The organism is Haladaptatus sp. T7 (genome assembly GCF_026008575.1).
Classification (GTDB): domain Archaea; phylum Halobacteriota; class Halobacteria; order Halobacteriales; family Haladaptataceae; genus Haladaptatus; species Haladaptatus paucihalophilus.
Genome location: NZ_BROP01000006.1, coordinates 27,569 through 49,207 on the forward strand (window position 1 = coordinate 27,569; position 21,639 = coordinate 49,207).

Here is a 21,639-nt window from a genome sequence, read left to right on the forward strand (position 1 = left end):
GGAAAAAACCGGTGAATCCAGGTCTCTTAGAAGAGCCCGAATGCACGGGGAACCGCCAGCGTTAACGGCGGAACGAGGATGATCAAGAGGAGGACAAACGCCAGTGGCAGATAGTAGGGGATCATCGACCGCATGACATCATCAAGAGACTCGTCAGTAACGCGCTCCAGCACAAAGAGAATCAGGCCAAAGGGTGGTGTGATAAGTCCGTACATTAGGGCGACGACCATGACGATTCCGAACTGAACTGGGTTGATGCCCAGCGTCGGATAGAGAGGCACCAGCATTGGGACCATGATCAGAAGAACTGCCGTACCTTCCATGAACGTCCCTAGGACCAGCAGAATGGCAGTGAGGATTAACATCGTCACGGGGGGACTCGCGGAGATTCCAACGAGAATCTGCCCGATCAAGTCGGGAATACCGGCGAGCGTTAACCAGTACGCGTAGAGATTCGCGAAGCCGAAGATGACTACAATGCTCGCGGTGTCCTCGAACGTGTCCTTGCTGACCTCTATCAGGTCGGTCAGCCCGATCGAGCGATAGTAAAACACGCCGAGAAGTATTGCATACACGACGGCGATCAGAGCAGCTTCCGTTGCGGTGAACACGCCACCGAGGATCCCGCCGACGATTATGAGCGGCGTGATAAGCCCGGGCAAGGCCCGAAGAAAGGACTCGAATAGGTTCGAGAGATCGTGGCTGTCTTCTCTCGGCCATCCGTCGCGCTTTGCGAGGTAGAAGGCCGTAGTTGCCATCGCGAGGGCCATGAGAAGGCCCGGGACGATACCGGCGACGAATAGCGTCCCAATCGATCGTTGCGCGAGCACGGCGTAGACGACGACGGGGATGCTTGGTGGAATGATCGGCCCGATGATTGCGGAGGCACCGGTGATGCCGACGGCGTCATCCCCTTCGTAACCATTCGACGTCATCGCCTCATATTCCACACTCCCGATGCCTGCAGCGTCTGCGACGGCAGATCCGCTCATCCCAGAAAAGACCAGGCTAACGAAGACGTTAACCTGCGCGAGACCACCGGGAAGGGGACCGACTAGCTCGGTGGCGAAATTAAACATGTCGTCGGTGATTCCAGTGATATTCATGATTCGTCCGGCCATGAGGAAGAACGGAACGGCAAGGAGGACCCATGAGGTCATCCCAGCCCAGAACCGTTGCGTAATCACGACGAGATTCAGAGGCGGACCGATTGGCAACAGCATGATGAGGAGGACAGTTAGACCTAGCGAGTAGGCTGCTGGCACGCCAACGGCGTACAGTGCCATGAGGATGGCGATGAATGCGACGAGTAGGAGAATCTCAGGCATTGGTCCTCCCCAAGAATTCGGTAACGCGTTTATGCGTGTCGAGTACAACTACGATGAAGAGGCAGGCGGCACTCAGCGCGATTAGGTTGTACGCCCAGCCAACCTTGAACCACTCAATCATCGGAAGCGCGGTATCCCCGGAAACGCTGGTCGCTCGATACGCAGACAACACGAGCGTGGCTGAGAAGAACGCCATCAGGATGTTCCGGACGAGCAACACCTGGTCGGTCCGGGTGATGATACGTTTTAGAACAGGGAGGAACGAGATGTCCGCCTCGTTCTGGAATAGATATGGGAGTGCGATAATCGTCATTAGTGCAAGGGCAGTTCGCGCGACTACGTAGGTCCAGTTGAGGTCGATGGGGAAAGTAATGTAACGACTGACCACCTGAAGGAGTCCTACTACTAGCATTACATTTAGTAAGACCACCCCTACAGCAGTGGTGATCCGGTCTAACCAGTTCTGCGCCATAGTAGGAAAGCCCACTCGTTCACTAAAAACATTTTGGTTCCCCGTGGAATGATCAGGATAGATGCCCTGATCGATGTGGTGAGACACAGGGTCGACCGTGGAGTGTCCTACCTCTGACCATCCATGGGAACTGGGAACTCTATGCGAGGTTGAGGACGTCGTTGATGTTGACTGCCCACTTGTTCTTCGAGAGCTGCTTGAGCGCCGGCATTCCAGCGTTTACGAAAGCCTCACGGTCCACCTTATCCGCTGGAACGACGGTGGTGCCTTTCTGCTTGGCTTCCTCGTAGAGACTCGACTCATTGCTCTTGATCTGGTCGGTCATCTTTTCCACGGCGTCACTTGCGGTCGATGTAACGAGGTCGCGGTTGTCGTCACTGAGCCCTTTCATGAACTCCTGATTATAGAGGAAGTGCTTCGTACCGAGTAAATGATTTGTAACGCTGAAGTGGGACTGAACCTCGTAGAGGCTGACCGAAAGGAACTGCGAGATGGGGCCTTCGGAGGCATCGACGACACCCGTTTGGAGTGCCGAATAGAGTTCGTCGTACGCAACCGGAGTGACATCCGCTCCGATTTCGCCCCAGACTTTGGTCCACGTGTCGTACTGTGGAAGACGAAGCTTCATGCCCTGTACGTCTTTCGGGGTCTTCACCGTGGAATTACTAGTGAAGCCACGATTGCCAACATAGAACGCATCACCCAGTTGGACGCCGTTCTTTTTGAGAATCCCGTTCAGACCGTCGTCCGGCTTCAGGTACTTGTCCGTGACCGCCTGGTAGTGGTCCATATCTTTGATAACGAATGGGTCACCAGCAAAGGAATACTTGGATGCCCACCGCTGTGCGAGGGCAGTCGGACTCTCGTGGAGGATATCGACAGTCCCACTCTCGAGAGCGTCGAGGTTGTCCTCTGTCCCGCCGAGTGAGCCAGCCTTCAGGTCGACCGAAATTCTTCCGTCTGATTTCTTCTCGAGGGGCTTGATGAAGTGTTTCTTGGCGGCCTTCACCGAGACATTCTCCGGTGGCTGAGTCGTAGCGAACGTAATCGTTAGCTTCTCACCGTCCGATTTCGCGTTCGACTTCCCGTTGTTATTATTCGAATCATTATTACCAGTACAGCCTGCGAGACCTGCCATCCCGATACTGAGGGCTGCACCGCTCTTTTTTAATAGGCTCCGCCGAGATTGCGCCGTCTGGTCGCGAACCATACTACTCCGACCTTACCAATCAATAATAAAAGTTGTGGTGCCCAAGTAAGAACGACACGTCAAATGGGTCAGTTATCCGGCCGCGGATCCCACTCTCGCTCGACGAGAAAGTCGTCGAGTTTCTGCTTCGGGTTTTCGAAGACGTTCGACCCATGGAAGACGAGGACGGTATCGAAGTCGTACTGTAGCAGGTCGTAGAGATTGATCTCCGCGGCCTTGTGATCATCGTTGAACAAGGCGGGCGGCGGGAGGAGATAGCCCGCAGGCAATCCGGCGCGGTCGGCACCGTCGAGCGCATCACCCGAGATGAGGATGTTGCGGTCGCGGAGGAGCAATGCAGACGTCGCCTTCGTGTGGCCGGGTATTTGAATGACCTCGATATTTCCGTCGAGGACGTCACCATCATTGAAACGATGGTCCGGTTCGTAGTCGATTGCTTCGTAGAGTTTGGTTTCGTCATCGGCCGCGAGGAACTCCGGTTCGAACGCCTCCATGACAGACGGGAGGCCGCCGTGGTGCCCGTGGTCACCGTGGGTAAGGATCACACGATCTATCGTTCCAAATTCTTCACGAATCGTCTCGACGAGTTCCTCACCGTTCTCGTCGAACCCGGTGTCGATGAGAGTCGTCTTACCCTCGGGGACGTCCTCGAGGATGTACACTCGGACATGTTCGAACTGTACCTTGTAGATGCCGTCAGTTACCTCTTCAGCAGTCATTCCGGTGGAATAGTCGAGCAGCGTATTGGATAAATCTACCGAAAAACAGGGTACAACGCCTATCCTTAGGCGATCGGCTGCGCACACGAAACTATCTAACCGATGCCGAGGCTGGATTTCAACATAGTCGAAGTTTTCGGAGGCCTTATCACGACGCTCTTCCTTTGAGAAAGTATGACACGGGAGAACGACGACGGGCCTCGGAGGCTGAAAAGCGTCAAGCAGGCCTTCGATATGATCGAATATCTGCGGACAGATGGGTCAGCGACGCTCTCGGACGTCGCGCAGGCGCTGGATATGCCGATGAGCACGGCGCACATTCACCTAGCAACACTCGTGGATAGCGGCTACGTGGTGAAGTCGGATGGCAAGTATCAGTGTAGTCTTCTCTTTCTCAGGACCGGCGGGGAACTCCGCGATGAGATGCCACTCTTCCGGGCGGCAAAGAACGAAGTCGACGATCTCCAAGAGAAACTCGGCGAAATAGCCAACCTCGCGACTATCGAGAATGGATATATGGTGCAACTGTACAAGTCCGAGAACGCAGAGTCGATCGACGACAACGCTCCGCTCGGTGATCATTTCTATATGCACACGACGGCGACGGGGAAGTCGATGCTTGCTCATCTTCCTCAAGAGGAACGTGAAGATATTCTCGAACGTCGTGGACTCCCGCGGTCGACGGAGGGAACCATCGATGACTACGAGGAGTTGATGGCCGATCTTGAGACGATCCGTGAACGGGGATACTCCATCAATCGCGGCGAGCACTTCGGCGGTGTCTGTGCGGCAGCCGTTCCAATAATGTCGAAGAATCACTCGGTACTTGGTGCTATCAGCCTCAGTGGGCCGATTAGCCGAATGAGCGACGAGCGAATTGAAGACGAGATTGCGCCCGAACTGTTCGATAAGAAGAACATCATCGAGCTAAAACTCAAGCAGTATTAGCTCACCACCGTCTAGGATTACATACATAGTTGTGTAATGGGTATCCGGGCTTGCCTTTACACTGATACCACTGTCACGGTAAGGATCTCTCGGTAGCGTAGTTCAATAATATTGAAGATCCGAATCGACCTATCAATGGAGTAGGGTCTTTCGAATAGACACAGAAAGACGGTTAGAGAGGAATATGCCCGTGTTGTGAAACGCAGCTCTAGAAGGGCGACAAAAAGATATTTAACGCTACTTGTACATCTCCCTATCGATGAGTACGCAACGAGTTCTAGTCACCGGACCGTACGGTGAGGCCGGGGAGGCGATTATGAACTACCTCCTCGAAAAGGAGGACTATGAGTTCACCTTCCTCGACCAGAACGACCACCCAGAGTACGACACGCACGTCGCTGACATCTCTGACTACGAGGCGATCCGACCCGCGTTCGATGATCAAGATGCCGTAATCCATCTTGCTGCCCAATCAGACGCAGGCGCCGACTTTGAAGGAATCATCGAGCCAAATATCGTCGGCACCTACAACGTCTTGCAAGCGATGAAAGAAGCTGATGTTCCAAAGCTCGTCTTCGCCTCTTCACAGCGCGCGATGGGGCTCTACGAGGAGGAACACGAACCCGCACTCTACGAAGAGGACTACCCGAGCGAGTACGATCCGCTCCGACTCACCCACGAAACCCTCCCGAAGCCGGATGGTTACTACGGTGCATCGAAGGTGTTCGGCGAACACATCTGTCAGATTCACGCCCGTCGGGGTGGTTCACCCGAACAGGTTTACGCACTTCGAATCTCCAGCGTACGTACGGAGGCTTACGACCATCCGTACGGGGATGCCGAACGTGGCGTCGAACGGGGAGATGAGGATACGGTAGAGGAAGGGGAGGTCTGGGACCAGTCTCAGACCGGCTCTTGGGAGCGTGGGAGCAAGGAGTACGAGCAAATGGTGAAGCGACTGAAAGCGACTTGGACCTCCCAGCGTGATTTCGCACATCTTCTTGAATGCTGCCTACAGGACGACACAGTGACGTATGACACGTTCTACGCAGTCAGTGACAACGCCGCCCGCTGGTTCGGCACCGAACACGCGAAGGCAGTCCTCGGCTACGAACCTCAGGACGATGCGTCCGAATGGGACAGCCCACCGAACACAATCCAGACCCCAAACTAAATGGAACCCCAATCCAGCAAACCGGTAGGTGAGACGATGAAAGCCATCGTTCAGACTGGTCGTGAAGAGGTGGAAGTCCAAGAAGTAAAACGGCAGAGTCCAAGCGCCGACGAGGTTTTAGTTCGCGTCAAGTACGCTGGCGTCTGTGGCAGCGACGTCCACGCATATCTACAAATGGATGGCTTCGAGTGGGTGAAGATGCCGCGCGTGATGGGACACGAGTACGCGGGTACGGTCGTCGAAACCGGCGAGAATGTCACCCGTTTTTCGGTCGGTGAGACGGTGGTCGAAATCCCGATCCATCCCTGTGGAGAGTGTCACCAGTGCGAGATTGGTGAGGAGAACGTCTGTCAGAATACGACGCTCGTCGGGATGGAGACCGACGGTGCTTACTCGGAGTACACGACTGTCGACGCGAACCAGCTCATCGCGATTCCCGATGCGATTGAAACACGCCACGCAGCAGTTACAGAGCCCCTCGCGATTGCAGCGCGAGCAGCCTATGAGCGGGCGGACGTTACTCCTGGAGATTCCATCCTCGTCCAAGGACCAGGGCCGATCGGTATGCTGATCGCCGCTCTGCTCGACTCACTTGGAGCGCATGTTATCGTCTCCGGACTCGGAAAAGATACGAAATACCGTCTACCGCTCGCCAAAGAACTCGGGATAGAGACCGTCGATATCAGCGAGACGGACCTTGGTGAGTACATTGAGAGGGAGACCGATAGTATTGGCGTCGACACCGTGTTCGACACGACCGGCCACAAAAGTGGGGTTGAGACAGCTGTCGACTACGCGCGAAAAGGCGGTGAGGTAATTGTCGTCGGCCTCCCCGGGGAGTCGAGTGAATTGTTTTTCTCACCGATCGTCCGCGGTGAACTTGATATCAAGACCTCCTACGGAGCGACTCGGGAGAATTACAAGCAGGCGGTGAACGTGCTTGAGGTCGGTGCTATCGACGTGGAAACTATCATCGACACCAGTTACGAAAGCGACGGGCCTGCGTCAGCGTTCGAGGACTTCCTTGCTGGACAAACCTGCAAGCCGATGTTCTCGTTCCAATAGTCAGATGGATCACCGACCGATTTGGAATGCTCATTCGAGTTCTACCACATCGAAGACGACCTTTGCCGATCCACATACAACCACTTCTGTAAGGCCAATAGACAGAATTCTAGGATAGTGTATTGGCTCATTCTCGGCTGTAAATAGCAATATAGGGTCAGTTATGGATGATGAGTCACAAAGACCGATAGTTTAAGGTACGGCAATTACATTGTGAGAAGTGTGCATACCGTAGAGCCAGAGATCGAACGACCTGATAGTGAAGTCGTTGAAGGTTTCGAGGGAATTCCCAGCTCTGTTGCGTCGGACGTGACGGGGAACGTGCGCTTCGCGATGGACTCCGGCATCAAGCCAGTATACGACGGAGCAACACTCGTGGGGACTGCAGTGACAGTAAAGGCAGAGCCAGGTGACAACCTCATCATCCACAAAGCGATCACGATGGCGGAACCAGGCGACGTGCTCGTCATCGATGCAAATGGGTACGTCGAAACTGCCCACCTCGGCGAACTCATGTGCGCCTCTTGTAAGGCGAACGACCTCGCCGGCATCATCATCGACGGTGCGATCCGCGATAGCGCAGACATCAAGGAGATGGAGTTTCCCGTGTACGCTCGGGGGATCCACCCACAGGGTCCGCTGAAGCAGAGCCCTGGGTCGATTAATGTTACCATAACATGTGGTAAAGTGTCAGTCGATCCTGGAGATATCATCGTCGGTGACGATGACGGTATTACGGTTGTTCCCGGTGAAAATGCAGAGAAAGTGCTCAAAGACGCTCGTGAGAAATTTGCCGCCGAAGGTGACACACGTGAACTCGTCGAGGATGGTGCGTACCTCTACGAAGCTAAAGGATACAACAAGCTATACGAGGATATGGACGTCGTCGGCCCCGAAGATTCCGTCCAATAACACTTCAAACCGGTGTACAGGGTTGGTTGAGGAAACCAGTACCACGACCGATCTGGAGATTGAGCCGGACACTCGCTTGAGTTGGGGGACTCATCGAATATGTGGGCGGCGATAGTCTCATCTTAGGCGTCGATATACGTGCTTCACGTACTCGATTAACTCACCTTCTGTCGAAACATATGTGCCGAAACGACCGAGTCCTTTTCCATTCTGTGTCAACGATCCTCTGATATGGATGGGACTCTTTTAGAGCCCTCGAAAAGCAGCTCAAGGATACAAACGCACGACGAAGACAACGAATTGCAGATCAACGTTGAACCCATCCACCGAGAAAAACGCTAGTCGGAAATATTGACAGCAGTCCTCAAGGAACGCGCTTTCCCTTCTCTAGATTCTGCAGGGGTCACAGCGCAAGTAGACGTAGTGGTGTTCGCCGGGTCGGCCAGTTGGAGCGCGTGATGTGGACCGAAGATCCGGTTGGGGGGTTGTCATTATGCTCCCACCGTCCAAGTTATTCGCCGCGAGGTGGATGCAACCGGTATCAGCGTGTTTCGAGACTTCGTGGTTGCCGTATTCGTAGTTCTCATCATAGTCGCTCCCCCGAAACGCTTCCGACAAGTCTCGCACATAGATTTAGTTGGTATCCCCGTACCCGTCCACTTCCGCTTAGTATAATATGCGGCAGTGTCCGAGTTGCCACCGATTTCAGTGTAATCCAGAGCTTGAGGCCCCATACCTGTCGAAATTGATTATTTTGAACTTCATAAATCGTATAACGCTTTATCAATTCTGGGGGCTGGAAGATGAGATTACATAGGCGATAAGCACCCCGGAATGCACGAATTCAACAGGGTCAAAACCGCGTTCGCCGTCATAATCGGCGCATGCTCGTCTCGCTAGTCAACTCAACCCGGACGAGTAAGTCGACCGTGCGCCAGATCGAGAACGTCAAACAGGAAAGGCGAAGTAGAAGGATTGCAAGACCAAGTTCTCGTGTGTCAGTCACGCGTTCGAGCAGACCCACGTCGGTGAGTCGGTTCGAGGACGGAACGTAAGGAGAGACCGTTTCGAATCCAACATGGGTCGTACACTACCACATGTACGCTTACAAGCGATCTAGAAGAAAAATATTTAAAATTTACATATTGTCGTAGTCGGATACGCGCGAGTAGTCCATCGCAATACCCACGTCACTCGGGGATGACGAATATTCGGAAATCGTTGACGTTTGTTCCCGTTGCCCCCGTTACGATACGGCCGTCGAAACGCTCCAGAAATCCGCCAGCGTCGTTTTCTTGGAGTGCCACCTGTGCTTCTGTCTTCGATGGGATCGTTTCGGAAGTTGCGATACCACCCGCAGCGGTGGAGACGCCATCGATTCCGTCGGTATCGACGCTGGCGACCGTAATACCCGGTTCCGTGAGTTCGAGGGCAGAACTGAGTACGAATTCTTGATTCGGACCGCCGATACCATCCCCACGGCGGGTAACCGTGGTCTCACCCCCGGAGAGTAACACCGCGGGTGGTTCGACCGGAACCCCCGTGTCGGCACACTCCTCCGCGATGCCGGTCAGTGTCTTGGCGACCTCTCGGGATTCTCCCCGAATCCGTGAGCTCAGTATCAGCGGTTCGTATCCACCCTCACGCGCCACCGCGGCGGCCGCCCGGAGCGCTGTATTGCCGTCCGCGAGCACGTACTGGCTCACGGACGCGAAGGATGAATCGCCGGGAGAAGGGGTCTCCTCGTAGAGTCCCTCCGAGCCCCGTTGGAGGCGGGTAGTGACCGAATCGGGAACGTCGATATCGTACCGGTCGATGACCCCAACCGCGTCCCGGAACGTCGATTCGTCGGCCGTCAATGGACCGCTGGCGATCACATCGAGGCGGTTGCCGACGACATCGCTGAACACGAGGCCGACGACGGTCGCCGGCGATGCAACGTCGGCGAGTTGCCCACCTTTGACGTCCGAACAGTGCTTGCGAACGGCGTTGATCTCGCCGATATCCGCCCCACAGGTCAGCAACCGATCCGTCGTCGTTTGGAGATCCGAAAGGTCGATACCCGCCGCCGGTGCGGGCATGAGCGCACTACCGCCGCCGGTGACGACGACGAGAACGAGGTCGTCCGCTCCTGCCGACTCGGTCATCTCCAGAAGCGTCCGCGTACTTTCTACGCCGCGCTCGCTCGGGATGGGGTGGTCACCGGGGAGAACGTCGATTCGTTCGGTTTCCACCGGCGTGTCGGTGACGACGACGCCGCGGTCGATCCGGTCACCGAGTACCGTTTCGAGTTCCCTCGCCGCGGTAGCGGCCGCATTCCCACCACCGACGAGGAGTACGTCCCCGTGCTCCGATAGGTCGTATCGGTCGTCGTCGTCGACGCTCATCACCGTGCCATCCAACGTGACGCGTTCGTCGATAACGGTCGATGGTTCCGATGCGCGGATACCGGCGGCGATACAATCGAGCGCCACCTTCCGATTGGGATCGCCGACGGAATCGGTGTCGGAGAACATCGGCTCCGTTTTCTTCATTGCTGGATGGGTGGTGCTGGATCCGTTTTGCGTTCGGTCCGATCTGGCGACGTCATTTCGACACCGAAACCCATTCGCCGGTCTCACCTGATTCGTAGGCGGCGTCGAGGACGCGGAGCAGTTGTACTGCGTCGTCTATCGTCGCGGGGACGTCCCCGGTCTCGTAGCCGTCGAAAAACGCCTCGAAGTAGTCCTGAACGTAGTCACCCCATGCTGGGAAGCGGTCGTACGTAAACTCGTACTCGATGGTTCGTTTCGGGGCACCGGACCAATCGGGGCGTTCGGCGGTGAGTTCGAGCGGAACGGTCGGTTCGTGCTGGAGCGAATCGTGATGGACGGGCGTCCGAGCCTGCGCATCGGTTCCGTAGATGCCGAGGTGGGTATCCTTCCCTCGGTCGCTCAGATAGTAGCCGGTGTGATACGTCCCCAGCGTCCCGCTCTGCGTCTCGAACTGGAGGACGCTTCCCGCTTCCACGTCCACCTCCGCAGCGTCGTGAAACCGCGCGTTCACTTTCGTTATCGGGTCGTCGAGGACCCACGGCATCATATCGACCCAGTGTGGACCGATCCACTGGAGCGCACCGCCGCGGCTCGTCTCCCGGTCGTAGATGTAGTGATCGGTGTTCCGGTACGAGAGCTGACTCGCGTTGAATCGTCCCTCGACGGTCCACACGTCGCCGAAAAAGCCGTCCCGAATCCGTTCACGAAGGTCCAGCATGACGGGATTTCTTCGATAGAACGTCGTCGGTGAGACGGTTACGCCTCTTTCGTTCGCCTTCGAGACGATCGGCTCCAAATCCGCCGCCGTCCGACCGATCGGTTTCTCGCTGAGCACATGGACTCCGTGTTCCACCGCGGTTTCGACGATAGACGGAACCCTGTCGTTTCGGTAGGTGATCCAAACGACGTCGATGTCGGCCTCGGCGACGAGTCGCTCCGGGTCTGCATAGACCGTCGCCCCTTCCACGAGGTCCGCGACTTCCTGTCCTTCAGTCGTGATTTCGTCGGGGCGTTCGTCCATCGCCGCGAGGTTGGAGAGATCGATCTCCCGGCCCGGTTCGCAGACTGCTGTGATGTCGAGATCGAGTCCGCTCGCGATCGCGAAGTACGGGTCCCGATGGTGATGATCCACTCCGACGTAGCCAATACGTTCGGTCATACGCTGGAATCAACTGGGGAATCGCTTATGAAAGTACCGGTCACGACGACTGTATTGTTGTCCGTCCGGGCTAGGTCGGGGCGGCAAACGTCGCTCTCCACGGCCAAATATGACAGATGGATTTCGAGACGTTCCAATCGATAAACTATTATAGTTCAACTATCGAGATTTGGACGACGTGAGACAGCTATGGAAGAAATTGGTATCGTGATGAACGGCGTGACGGGTAGAATGGGAACCAATCAACACCTCATCAGGTCGATTCTGGCACTCCGCGAGGAAGGCGGTGTCGAGTTGTCGAACGGGGAGCGAGTGGTTCCCGACCCCCTACTCGTCGGACGAAACGAACGCAAGTTACGGGAATTGAGCGAGGAACACGACGTCGACAGATGGATCGCCGATCCGGACCTCGAAACGTGTCTGGACGGGGACGATGCGATCTACTTCGATTCACAGGTCACGCCGCGGCGACCTGAATCCCTCCTCAAGGCCATCGATGCCGGGAAGGACGTGTATTGTGAGAAGCCGCTCGCGATGGACTTGGACACTGCACTCGAAGTCACTCGCGCCGCGGAGCAAAGCGACAGCAAGCACGGAATCGTACAGGACAAACTCTGGCTCCCCGGGTTGATGAAGCTGAAGCGGCTGATCGACCAGGGCTTTTTTGGCGAGATACTCTCCGTGCGCGTCGAATTCGGCTACTGGGTGTTTACCGGCCACATCCAGCAGGCACAGCGGCCATCCTGGAACTACCGCGCGGAAGACGGTGGCGGAATCATCGACGATATGTTCTCCCACTGGAGTTACGTGCTCGAAAACCTCTTCGGCCGGGTCGAATCGGTCATGTGTCTCGGGAAGACTCACGTACCCCGCCGTGTTGACGGGACGGGCGAGGAGTACGAAGCGACGGCCGAGGATGCGGCGTACGCCATCATGGAACTGGAGGACGACATCGTTGCACAGCTCAACTCCTCGTGGACGGTACGGGTCAATCGGGACGATTTACTCGAAATACAGGTCGACGGAACGGACGGAAGCGCCGTGGCGGGGCTGCGGGACTGTAAGACACAACACCACGCCAACACGCCCAAGCCGGAATGGAATCCCGATACACCGACCGAACACGACTTCTACGACGACTGGACGTCCGTTCCCAACAACCAAACGTTCGAGAACGCGTTCAAACGGCAGTGGGAGATGTACATTCGACACGTCGTCGAAGACGAACCGTTCCCGTGGGACTTCCGCGCGGGTGCGAAGGGCGTCCAGTTGACCGAAGCGAGCCATCAGTCCTGGAAGGAAGGTCGTCGGGTTTCCGTGGACGAACTGACTATCTAACGAACGCAGCGCGGCCGATCGGTCACCGAACGTCCGAACGGCGTCGCGAACGTCACCCACGGTCGCCGATGCGGTCCCCGCTATTTTTCGTCCCGATCCGACGTGCCGTGGGAAGACGTTTCGTGTGGCGACGGATCGGCGAACTCACCCGATTCGAAGCGGATCGGGGCGGGTTCTTCGACGACTCGGAGGTCGTCCCGGTCCCTCGCTTCCTCGACCAGCGCCGTCGAAGCGTAGAGCCGATGGAGACGCATCGTATCGGTTGCGCGGAGGACGCGGACGGTCGTCGAATCGACGACGCCGATGGTCGATAGTGCGGCGACGAGTCCGGCCCGGTCGGTTTCGACGGCAGGCGGTAGACGGACGCCGCGGGTGGTGCTCGCGGTCAACGCGTTGATGAGCGTCGTCGGCATCTCGATCTCCGTGAGGAGGTTCTCGTGTACGAAGTCGGCCGAACCTACACCCATGGCATTACCGTGGGTCGTTTCCGTCAACGAGCGCGTGTATATCCGCTTGATATCGGGGGTTTCCGGCTCCGGTTCCTGGATCGCGAAGGGACGACGACCGATGACGTTCGTGTCCATCCCCTGTCCGCTGATGTCCTTTCCCTGCTGATCCAAGATTAGAACGTCGAGTTCCGGGAACGGAACCTTGGGCATGATATCGTAGGCCGTTTCGAGGAGTTCGGCTTCGCGGTCGAGGAACCCTTCCGGCGGAATCCCTTCGATTTCGGTCGTATCGTCGTGCTGGTCTTCGAGTATTGCGACTCCCCCGACGACGGGGAGTTCCGCGAGCAACTGGGCGGTGATTTCGGGAATCATGTCCCGCAACGACCAGTTGACGGCCCAGTCGTGAGCGATTTTCGCACCGCGTTGTTTCCCCATTCCGATGACGAGCATCTTCGACAGGCCGCTTTCGACGTCCCCGCTGAAGTCCGTGTGCGGTTTGATCCGATTGATAGGGACGATGGCATCGGCGTTCGCCGCGTTGGCGTCGGCGACGACCGGAACGTCCCGCTCGTCGGTGCGACCGACCTCGATGACCTCCATGCTCGATCGGATCTCACAGCCGATTACGGACTCCGCTACGCCGAGCTCGGCCAACATCTCGCGTTGACCCGCCCCGGTCGCGCCGCCGTGACTCCCCATCGCCGGGAAAACGAACGGTTCGTATCCGCGATCCTTCGCTTCGGTGACGACGCCGGTGACGATGTCGGGAAGGTTCGCGATACCGCGACTCCCGACGCCGAGTGCGATCTCACTTCCGTCCGGCAGCTCACCGATCGGAAGCGAAGCGAAGGCGCGTGCGGCGCGTGCGGCGATGTCCGCCTCCGGAATGGGGTTCGTCTCCCATACCTGCTCTATGATTCCCATCTCCGGGAGCGGTGTCTCGCCGCACGCTTCGAGGATGGACTGTTCCGGGACGGCGAGCGAACTGCGCGTTCGATTCGAATCCATATTGTAACGCTGGGCCGGTCGTTTGATAAATATAACCCACGTCACCGAACGACTCGAATCGGGAAAAATCACACCGAACGGTCGTATTCAGCTCAACATTTAAGTAGTAGAAAGGAAGATAGCCGATCGATGCAATTCGTTCGCTACAACGGCGGTTCAGGTCCCACCATGGGTATCAAGGAAAGGTCGAAGATTTACTCCGTCGCCGATCTTCCGGCGGGGGAGCCTTCGTTCGAAGACCTCACCAATCGACGGTATCTCGATAGAGTACGGGACGGGGTTCGGAACGGGGCGCTCTCCGACAGGGACGAGGATGACGTGGACTTGCTCGCACCGGTGCCGCGTCCCGGGAAGATCGTTTGTGCCGGACTCAACTACCGGGACCACGCCGAGGAACAGAACGAGGAGATTCCCGAACGTCCGATCCTCTTCTCGAAAGCCCCGACGACCGTGACGAACCCGAACAGTCCGATCGTCCACCCCGACGGTGAGCAAGTCGATTACGAAGTCGAACTCGCCGCCGTCATCGGCCGCTTCGCCAAGGACATCGACGAGGACGAGGTGAGCGACTACATCGCGGGATACACGGTTCTCAACGACGTGAGCGGACGCGACGCGCAGTTCTCGGACGGGCAGTTCTTCCGCGGAAAGAGCTACGATACCTTTTCGCCGATGGGGCCGACGCTCGTCGCCGGAAGCGACTACGACCCGAACGCCGTCGACGTCGAATTGCGGGTCGACGGGGAAACGAAGCAGTCGTCGAACACGCGCCAGTTCATCTTCGACGTCCCGGAACTGGTGTCGTTCATCAGCCAGAACATGACACTGCGGCCCGGAGACGTGATCTCGACCGGGACGCCCGGTGGCGTCGGTATCTTCCGCGACCCCGTCGATCTGCTCGAACCGGGGCAGGTCTGCGAGGCAGAAATCGAGGGGATCGGTACGCTCACGAACCCCGTCGTCGAATCGTGACGCCGTAGAATCCGATCACGGATACCCACGACAGAGTTTTCTTTTCGAATTCCACGGACGAAGGCGAGTACGCGGTCGTACTCGAAATCCCGGCGTCGTCGTTCGTCCGACCGTGATCCTCGCGGTTCCACCGCCGAGGCTACTCCGACCGCACGGCGTCGATGACGCCGCGAAGGTAACCGACGGTGAACCCGCGGGACCGATGACGCCAATCGTCGTCCCCGGTCATCTTCGGAACGTGATCGGGGATGACGACCCCGTCGTACCCGATATCGTGGAGGGTTCGAACGACGTCGACCGTATCGAAATTTCCCGCGTCCACGAACGTTTCGTGGAATTTCGGGACTGTCCCAACCACGTCTCGAAAGTGGATAAAAACGATCTGGTCGCGTTCGCCGAACCGACGGAGGACTTCCGAGACGTCCTCGCCCATCTGCGAAAAGCAACCGAGACAGAGCTTCAAGCCGTGGTTTTCGCTCGGAACTATCGACATCGCCCGCTCGAAGTTCTCGACGTCTCTGAACAGACGGGGGATTCCTCCGAGCGACTCCAACACGGGCGGGTCGACCGGATGCAGCGCGAGCGTGACCCCCGCTTCCTCCGCGACGGAGAGGACCGTCCGCAGAAACTCGTTATACTGTTCCCAGAACTCCGATTCAGTGTACGACCGGTCGAGTCCGGGAGCAAGTGCGTCCGGGTCGTCGAGTTCGGAGAGGTCGAACGCGGTGGTGCTGGCCTGACCGCGCGTTCTCACTGGCGACGTTCGCATCGGCACGACGCCGCGGGGATTCCACTGATATCCCAGGATGGGAATACCGGCTTCGCCGAGGTTACGGATGAGGGTCGTTATCTGTTCGAGCGCTGCGTCGCTTCCCTCCCGACCGAACATGATGTCCCCGTATAGCGAATACGGAAGCGATTGAACCCCCGTGAGCGAGAGTCCCGCGGATTCCACCCGTTCGCGGGCGGCTTCGAGATCCGCGGCCGAGGGAATCGAATCCCGGCCGATTGGGACGGTTTCCGACCCGTCGCGGTCGTTGAAATCGTCGGGTTCCTCCTCCGTATCCGCGTGATCGAGGAACACGTCGGTCGCGCCTAATTGACGAACGTATCGAAGGCGCTCGTCCGAGAGGGTACGCGTCCGAACGCCGACGCGAACGTCGGCGGCCCGATTCGCTCCGGCATTCGTTCGATTATCGTTCATACCGATTCACCGGGTCTAATCGTGAAAAATCAACCGACCGAGCAGTTGCGGTTCGTACACATCGACCGTCGGTTCGACGGCCATTCACGACGGTTCCCCCACTCACTAACTCGGAGCTACAACGTGGGCCGATGCGTTTTTGCCGCCATCTACGGCGAATCCGTCTCGGCAAGAACGGTTTCGAGCCTCGCCGCCAAGTTTTCGCCCATCCGGATCATGGCATCGTCGCCCGGATGGACGAGATCGGTCGTGAGGCCGCCGAGGGAGTCGAGAACGTCGGGACCCTCCACGAGGGAGACGTTATCGCGTGCCGTCTCCCGGACGACGTCCCGAAGCGCCTCGCGGAATCGCTCACACCGCCCCTCCGTGTCCGTTCCCTCGCAAACGTCGCGGGCGTTCGGGTAGATGGTGATGGGAACCACCGGTTTCTCCGGATGGGCGTCGGCGACGGTTTCCACGAGATTCCGTGCGCGTTCGTGGAACTCCGAAACCGAAAATCGATCGACCATGTTGACCGAGACGGCGAGCGTCGCAACGTCCCAGTCGTCCCGTTCGGCGATGTGTTCGGCGATGGCCTCGTCGCAGAACGCCGTGCCGCAGGAACCGAGGTTGATCAAGTCCGCTCCCAATCTGGAGGCCGTCTGGGACGCGTAGGTCAGATGCTCGCCGAGAGGTGCCTCACCCTCCGTGATGGACGTTCCGTAGGCGAGATAGCGCAGGGAGGGCAGTTCGTCCGCGCGTGGCGGTCGAACGTTCCCCTCGACGTCGTGGTAGAAGACGTGGCCGCCACGGTGTTCGCCCGGAAGCCGTAAGCGGCACACCCGGGGGTGAAAATCGAGTTCATCGACCCGGTCGGATTCGATTCGACCCAGTTTCTCGGGGAACGTCACCTCGATGGTCCGTGGTTCGGCCCCGACGACGAACTCCTCGGTTCCTTGGAACGGTCCCCAGAACGGCCGAACGACGCTTTCGCGCACGCGCGTCGAGAGGGTCACGCGCACCGGTCCGTCGGGAACGAACCGTATCTCCGCCCCCGCCGGATGACACATCCGGTTTTGCGCCCCCTCGTTCAAACCGAGGCGGACGTCTTCGGGGACGCGTTGAAGGAGTACCCCGTCGTGGCCGTCGATCGATCGAGTCGCTGCGACGTTGTGGAATTGAAGCGAGTCGCGTTGCACGGGGACTCCTTCGTAAGCACCCACCAAATACGTTCCTCACGTTTTCACCATACGGACCGGAAAAATCGTCGCTCGTGGGTGGGACTCGGTTGGAAGCCGTTCCCTACGACCGAACGATTTCGGACACGGACACCGGCGGGAAGCGACCGACTCGCTAGTTCGGCACGACGGGACGACCGACCTCGGCGGATTCGTACGCCGCCCGAACGATGGCAACCGCCTTGCGTGCCTCGTGGCCGTCGAGTTCGTACGGTTCGTCGGACTCCACGGCGTCGAGGAACGCCTCGACGTTCCGACCGTACTCCGAACGGTCGTCAGCGGACGGAGAGGAGGTGGGTGCCTCGGTTTCGTCCCCTCGCTCGTGGCGGAACTGCCACTCGCCGTGCTCGTCGGCGACGATTTCCGCCGACCCGTCGCGCCCACCGATCTGAATTCGTTTTTCGAGGCCGGGATACATCGACGTCGTAGCGAGGACCTGTCCGAGCGTGCCATCCCGGTATCGCAGCGAGAGAACGGCGGTGTCCTCGACCTCGATTTCGGGACCGTCGTGGCCCAACGTATCGGTGTACGCGAACACTTCGGCGACCGGGTTCACCTCGGGACCGACATCGAGCGCCGCCCCGGCGAGCCACTGTGCCATATCGACGCCGTGGATGGACTGGTTGATCAGCGCACCGCCGCCGTCGAGGGCTCGTGTCCCCTGCCAAGCGTCCTCGTAATACTCGTCCGGTCGCCACCAGGGTACCGACACGCTCACCGCGGCGAGGTCGCCGAAACGACCCGAGGTGGCGGCCTCGTGAACCGTCCGGGCCGCCGGATGGTACCGATTCTGGAAGATACCGCCGAGACGAACACCGGCGTGCTCGCAGGCCGAAATCATCTCGTCGATCCGTTCGGTCGTTATTTCGAGCGGTTTCTCACAGAGGACGTGCACGCCCCACTCCGCTGCGGCCCTCGCCGGTTCGAGGTGGTTGCCGCTCGGCGTGCAAACGAGGGCGACGTCGAGGTCCGCCTCCACGAACATCACTTCGTAGTCGTCGTACCACGCACACCCGTACTTCGTGGCGAACGCCTCCCCTTTGGTGCGGGTACGACACGACCCGGCGACCAGTTCGGCGGTAGCTATCTCCTCGATTCCCCGCGCATGCGTGTCGGCGACGGAGCCGATGCCGACGATTCCGATACGAAACGTCACGGTTCTACCGCCGTGTACCCATCGCAAAAACCTTTCGTCGGTCCATCTCCCGTTCCGAACGACGTTACCGGACCAGCTCTGTCGGAAGGTCGTAGGTTGGGTCGTTGACGAACCGGTCCATCCCGGCTTCGAGGGAGAGGGACGTACCGCCGGGGAGCGTCACCCGAATGCGGTTCGATTCCGCGGCCCGCTCCCGTCCGTCGGTGCTGACGGTCGTGAACTCGTGTTCGCCGTATGCGCCGGCCTGGACGAGCATCTCACGGTCCTGCCCGCCCACGTTGACGAGCGTCAGGACGATGCCGTCGGTGGTTACCTCCTCGACGAGCGCCGCGACGCCGTCGGGGAGTCCCGGTCGCCCCCGTCCGAGGTCGAAGTGACGCACTTGGGCCATGACGAGGCCGCCGTAGTAGATGGGCTGTGGCGCGCCCATTGTGAGCTGAAGCAACCCCTTCTCCGAAACGGGATTTCGGTTTCGGAGGTAATCTTCGTCGATCTCGTCGGGGCAGTATCCCTCCTCTCGCATGAGTTTCGTCCGGTCCCGAACGTGTGCGTGGTTGGCCTCCATGATGCGTTTCGGATAGTCGGGAAATTCGCCGTCGAGGTAGGAGAGCCACGCGTATTCGTGGCCGTCGGCGTGTTTCGTCTTGGCGCGCGGATCGACGCGTCGCCAGTCCTGTTTGTGGTGATTGCGCAGATCACGGACGCGCTGTCGGTCGTCGTCTCGCATCGACATGTACCAGAGGTGGACGGCGTACGGGTCGTCCTTGTGCGGTCTGAACTCGAACCAACCGTCCTCGTAACGAATTTCGCCGTCGTTCTCCTTGAGGACGCCCGAAGCGTTGTAGTGATAGTTCCCCGGTTCACCGAACTTGTGGGGGATGTAGAGGGTATCGTTGACGGCGTCGGCGCTCACCTCGATGCCGCGTTCCATCAGGTGATCGAGTTGTGACCGGGGGAAGTCCAGGTGTTCGCGGGTACCGTCGAGGAGGACGGCGTTCTCGGCGGCGACGGTCGGGCCGATACCGACGTAGTGCCACCCGCCCCACGACCACCCGTAGTAGCCGCCGTACCACTTTCCGTTCGTGTACTCGCCGATTTCGCCCGATCGTCCCACGTTGTCGGGGATGATGCCGCCGTTCTCCGCCGTCCGTTCACGCCAGGCATCGAGATAGTCGAACACCCATTCGCGGTATCGGTCGTCGCCCGTATGGAGGTACGCGTTCGTCATCAGGCTCGTGACGTTGAGGTTCAGCGGGATGTCGCCCTTCGTACATCGTTCGTTGAGCACTTCGAACAGTCGCTCCTCGTTTTCGGGGTCGTGAAGGTCGGCGGCTTCGTCGAATTCGGGGATGTCGCGCCACGGGAGTCCGTGACGCCACCAGCGATAATCCGCTCCGTAGCCGTGGGAGACGTACTCCGAAAAGTCCGCGTAATCGGGACCCATACTCCCCGTCTGGGGGCTTCGGACGAGTCGCTTTTCGGCGTCGTAGTTGCCGGTCTCCGAGTCATCGAAATACAGCCCGGCGAACCGTTCCGCGCGGTCCACGACCGCGTCGTCGGTCGGGTCCGCGAGGCCCATATTGTAGGTGTACAGGTTCCCCTCGCCGAGGTGGAACCAGTCGCGGCCCTGGTCGAACTCGTCCACGTACATCGGGTGGCCGTAGGGCGTCTCCACCTCGGAGAGGCTGTCGATGACGGCCCGGTACGTCTCTGTCGCCGCGTCGAGGAACAAACGGTCGCCGCCCATCGCGTACACGAGCGGCCAGTTGTAGAATCCCTCGACGAGGTCGTCGGAGCCATCGATGCCGACGTGGCCGTCCGGTGGCCACAGCGGACGGCCCTCGTCATCGAGGTATCGATCGGTGAACGAATCGACCGCATCGCGGGTTACGTCGAACAGTCGTCGCTGATCCGTCGCCCAAGCGGGCGGCTTCGTATACGGTTTCGTCGCTTCGAACGAGGCCATAGCTTCTACCGGAGGCGCTCACGTAATCAATATTTGGGTCGGGGAATTCGAGTATATAAAGATCGTTCGAGACCGCGCCTTATCGTTCCTCCAGCGATTCGATGGGTTCGGTATTCCCCCAGTTGACGGTCGCCCCCTCGTTCGGTGCCGCCCATACCACGGCGTTATCGATGACCCGTTGGACCTCGGGTTGATGGAAGATCGGATACTCCTCGTGGCCGGGGCGAAACGCGAAGATTCGCCCCCGTCCACGGCGATAGCAGACGCCGGAGCGGAACACCTCGCCGCCCTCGAACCACGAAATGAACACGGTTCGGTCAGGTTCGGGCACGTCGTACGGTTCGCCGTACATCTCGGTCGAGGGAATCTCGAAATACTCGTCGAGGCCGTCGGCGATGGGGTGACCGGGGTCCGCCACCCAGACACGTTCGGTTTCGCCGCCGTGCCGATATTTGATGTTGCAGGTCGTCCCCATGAGGCGCGTAAACGGCTTCGAGTTCTTTCCCGAGTGCAACGGGACGAATCCCATTCCGTCGTGAACCGCATCGACGACGCGAGTCGCAACATCGTCGCGTACCGCATCGTTCGCGCAGTGTGACCACCAGACGAGAACGTCCGTTTCGGCGAGTACGGATTCGGTGAGACCGTGCTCCGGGTCCTGTAACGTCGCCGTCTCGACGGAGTGGCCGTCGGCTTCCAAACTCGACGCGATGGTTCCATGGATACCCTCCGGATAGCGTTTCGCGACTGACGGCTCTTCACGTTCGTGGACGTTCTCGTTCCAAACGGTTACTCGAACGGGCATACG

Annotated in this window: 18 protein-coding genes; 6 read left to right on the forward strand and 12 right to left on the reverse strand. The window is 58.6% G+C overall.

The annotated features are described in order from the left end of the window. Positions 1 to 26: 26 nt before the first annotated feature. The 4 genes from OPC11_RS15965 to OPC11_RS15980 all read right to left on the reverse strand — a co-directional run bounded on the left by OPC11_RS15965 (position 27) and on the right by OPC11_RS15980 (position 3,729). Positions 27 to 1,328, reverse strand: coding sequence for a TRAP transporter large permease (locus OPC11_RS15965; RefSeq protein WP_007975818.1), 1,302 nt, complete (start codon positions 1,326 to 1,328; stop codon positions 27 to 29). Beyond that, a complete protein-coding gene (locus tag OPC11_RS15970) occupies positions 1,321 to 1,800 on the reverse strand; it encodes a TRAP transporter small permease subunit (protein ID WP_007975820.1) in 480 nt (159 codons plus the stop codon). Before OPC11_RS15970 ends, OPC11_RS15965 begins: the two co-directional genes overlap by 8 nt. Positions 1,801 to 1,939: 139 nt before the next feature. Then, positions 1,940 to 3,010: a TRAP transporter substrate-binding protein gene (locus OPC11_RS15975; protein WP_264782556.1), complete on the reverse strand. Its 1,071-nt coding sequence runs from the start codon at positions 3,008 to 3,010 to the stop codon at positions 1,940 to 1,942. Between the two features lie 68 nt (positions 3,011 to 3,078). Then, a complete protein-coding gene (locus OPC11_RS15980) occupies positions 3,079 to 3,729 on the reverse strand; it encodes an MBL fold metallo-hydrolase (protein ID WP_007975824.1) in 651 nt (216 codons plus the stop codon). Between the two features lie 174 nt (positions 3,730 to 3,903). On the opposite strand from OPC11_RS15980, the gene OPC11_RS15985 reads away from it, so the two are divergent. From OPC11_RS15985 to OPC11_RS16000, 4 genes are all read left to right on the forward strand, one after another. Further along, on the forward strand, positions 3,904 to 4,677 hold the full coding sequence (locus OPC11_RS15985; RefSeq protein WP_264782557.1) for an IclR family transcriptional regulator: 774 nt from the start codon (positions 3,904 to 3,906) through the stop codon (positions 4,675 to 4,677). Between the two features lie 259 nt (positions 4,678 to 4,936). After that, positions 4,937 to 5,851: an NAD(P)-dependent oxidoreductase gene (locus OPC11_RS15990; RefSeq protein WP_264782558.1), complete on the forward strand. Its 915-nt coding sequence runs from the start codon at positions 4,937 to 4,939 to the stop codon at positions 5,849 to 5,851. A gap of 36 nt (positions 5,852 to 5,887) precedes the next feature. After that, positions 5,888 to 6,916 (forward strand): alcohol dehydrogenase catalytic domain-containing protein, encoded by a 1,029-nt coding sequence (locus OPC11_RS15995; RefSeq protein ID WP_026177988.1) that lies wholly within the window; start codon positions 5,888 to 5,890, stop codon positions 6,914 to 6,916. 222 nt (positions 6,917 to 7,138) lie between these two features. After that, entirely contained in the window at positions 7,139 to 7,828 is a 690-nt protein-coding gene (locus OPC11_RS16000) for a 4-carboxy-4-hydroxy-2-oxoadipate aldolase/oxaloacetate decarboxylase (protein ID WP_007975831.1), read from the forward strand. Between the two features lie 1,190 nt (positions 7,829 to 9,018). Here the strand turns inward: OPC11_RS16000 and OPC11_RS16005 are convergent. Then, positions 9,019 to 10,362, reverse strand: coding sequence for a DUF4147 domain-containing protein (locus OPC11_RS16005; RefSeq protein WP_264782559.1), 1,344 nt, complete (start codon positions 10,360 to 10,362; stop codon positions 9,019 to 9,021). 52 nt (positions 10,363 to 10,414) lie between these two features. Next, positions 10,415 to 11,521, reverse strand: a complete 1,107-nt coding sequence (locus OPC11_RS16010) for a Gfo/Idh/MocA family oxidoreductase (protein WP_264782560.1) — start codon at positions 11,519 to 11,521, stop codon at positions 10,415 to 10,417. Between the two features lie 189 nt (positions 11,522 to 11,710). Between OPC11_RS16010 and OPC11_RS16015 the strand changes: the two genes are divergently transcribed. After that, positions 11,711 to 12,859, forward strand: coding sequence for a Gfo/Idh/MocA family oxidoreductase (locus OPC11_RS16015; RefSeq protein ID WP_264782561.1), 1,149 nt, complete (start codon positions 11,711 to 11,713; stop codon positions 12,857 to 12,859). Positions 12,860 to 12,939: 80 nt separating this feature from the next. On the opposite strand, the gene OPC11_RS16020 is transcribed toward OPC11_RS16015, so the two are convergent. Continuing rightward, a complete protein-coding gene (locus OPC11_RS16020; protein ID WP_264782562.1) occupies positions 12,940 to 14,316 on the reverse strand; it encodes a DUF362 domain-containing protein in 1,377 nt (458 codons plus the stop codon). 129 nt (positions 14,317 to 14,445) lie between these two features. Here OPC11_RS16020 and OPC11_RS16025 point away from each other — a divergent pair, with 129 nt between their 5' ends. Then, complete coding sequence (locus OPC11_RS16025; RefSeq protein WP_264782563.1) at positions 14,446 to 15,288, forward strand: fumarylacetoacetate hydrolase family protein; 843 nt, start codon at positions 14,446 to 14,448, stop codon at positions 15,286 to 15,288. Between the two features lie 139 nt (positions 15,289 to 15,427). Here OPC11_RS16025 and OPC11_RS16030 read toward each other — a convergent pair whose 3' ends face one another. The 5 genes from OPC11_RS16030 to OPC11_RS16050 all read right to left on the reverse strand — a co-directional run bounded on the left by OPC11_RS16030 (position 15,428) and on the right by OPC11_RS16050 (position 21,636). Continuing rightward, positions 15,428 to 16,492, reverse strand: coding sequence for a mannonate dehydratase (locus OPC11_RS16030; protein WP_264782564.1), 1,065 nt, complete (start codon positions 16,490 to 16,492; stop codon positions 15,428 to 15,430). Positions 16,493 to 16,641: 149 nt separating this feature from the next. Further along, complete coding sequence (locus tag OPC11_RS16035; protein WP_264782565.1) at positions 16,642 to 17,670, reverse strand: SGNH/GDSL hydrolase family protein; 1,029 nt, start codon at positions 17,668 to 17,670, stop codon at positions 16,642 to 16,644. Between the two features lie 154 nt (positions 17,671 to 17,824). Further along, positions 17,825 to 18,865, reverse strand: coding sequence for a Gfo/Idh/MocA family oxidoreductase (locus tag OPC11_RS16040; RefSeq protein ID WP_264782566.1), 1,041 nt, complete (start codon positions 18,863 to 18,865; stop codon positions 17,825 to 17,827). A 64-nt stretch (positions 18,866 to 18,929) separates the two neighbouring features. Continuing rightward, complete coding sequence (locus tag OPC11_RS16045) at positions 18,930 to 20,831, reverse strand: hypothetical protein (RefSeq protein WP_264782567.1); 1,902 nt, start codon at positions 20,829 to 20,831, stop codon at positions 18,930 to 18,932. A gap of 79 nt (positions 20,832 to 20,910) precedes the next feature. Beyond that, positions 20,911 to 21,636 carry a ThuA domain-containing protein gene (locus OPC11_RS16050; protein ID WP_264782568.1) on the reverse strand — a complete coding sequence of 242 codons (726 nt, stop codon included), beginning with the start codon at positions 21,634 to 21,636 and terminating at the stop codon, positions 20,911 to 20,913. Positions 21,637 to 21,639 lie beyond the last annotated feature (3 nt).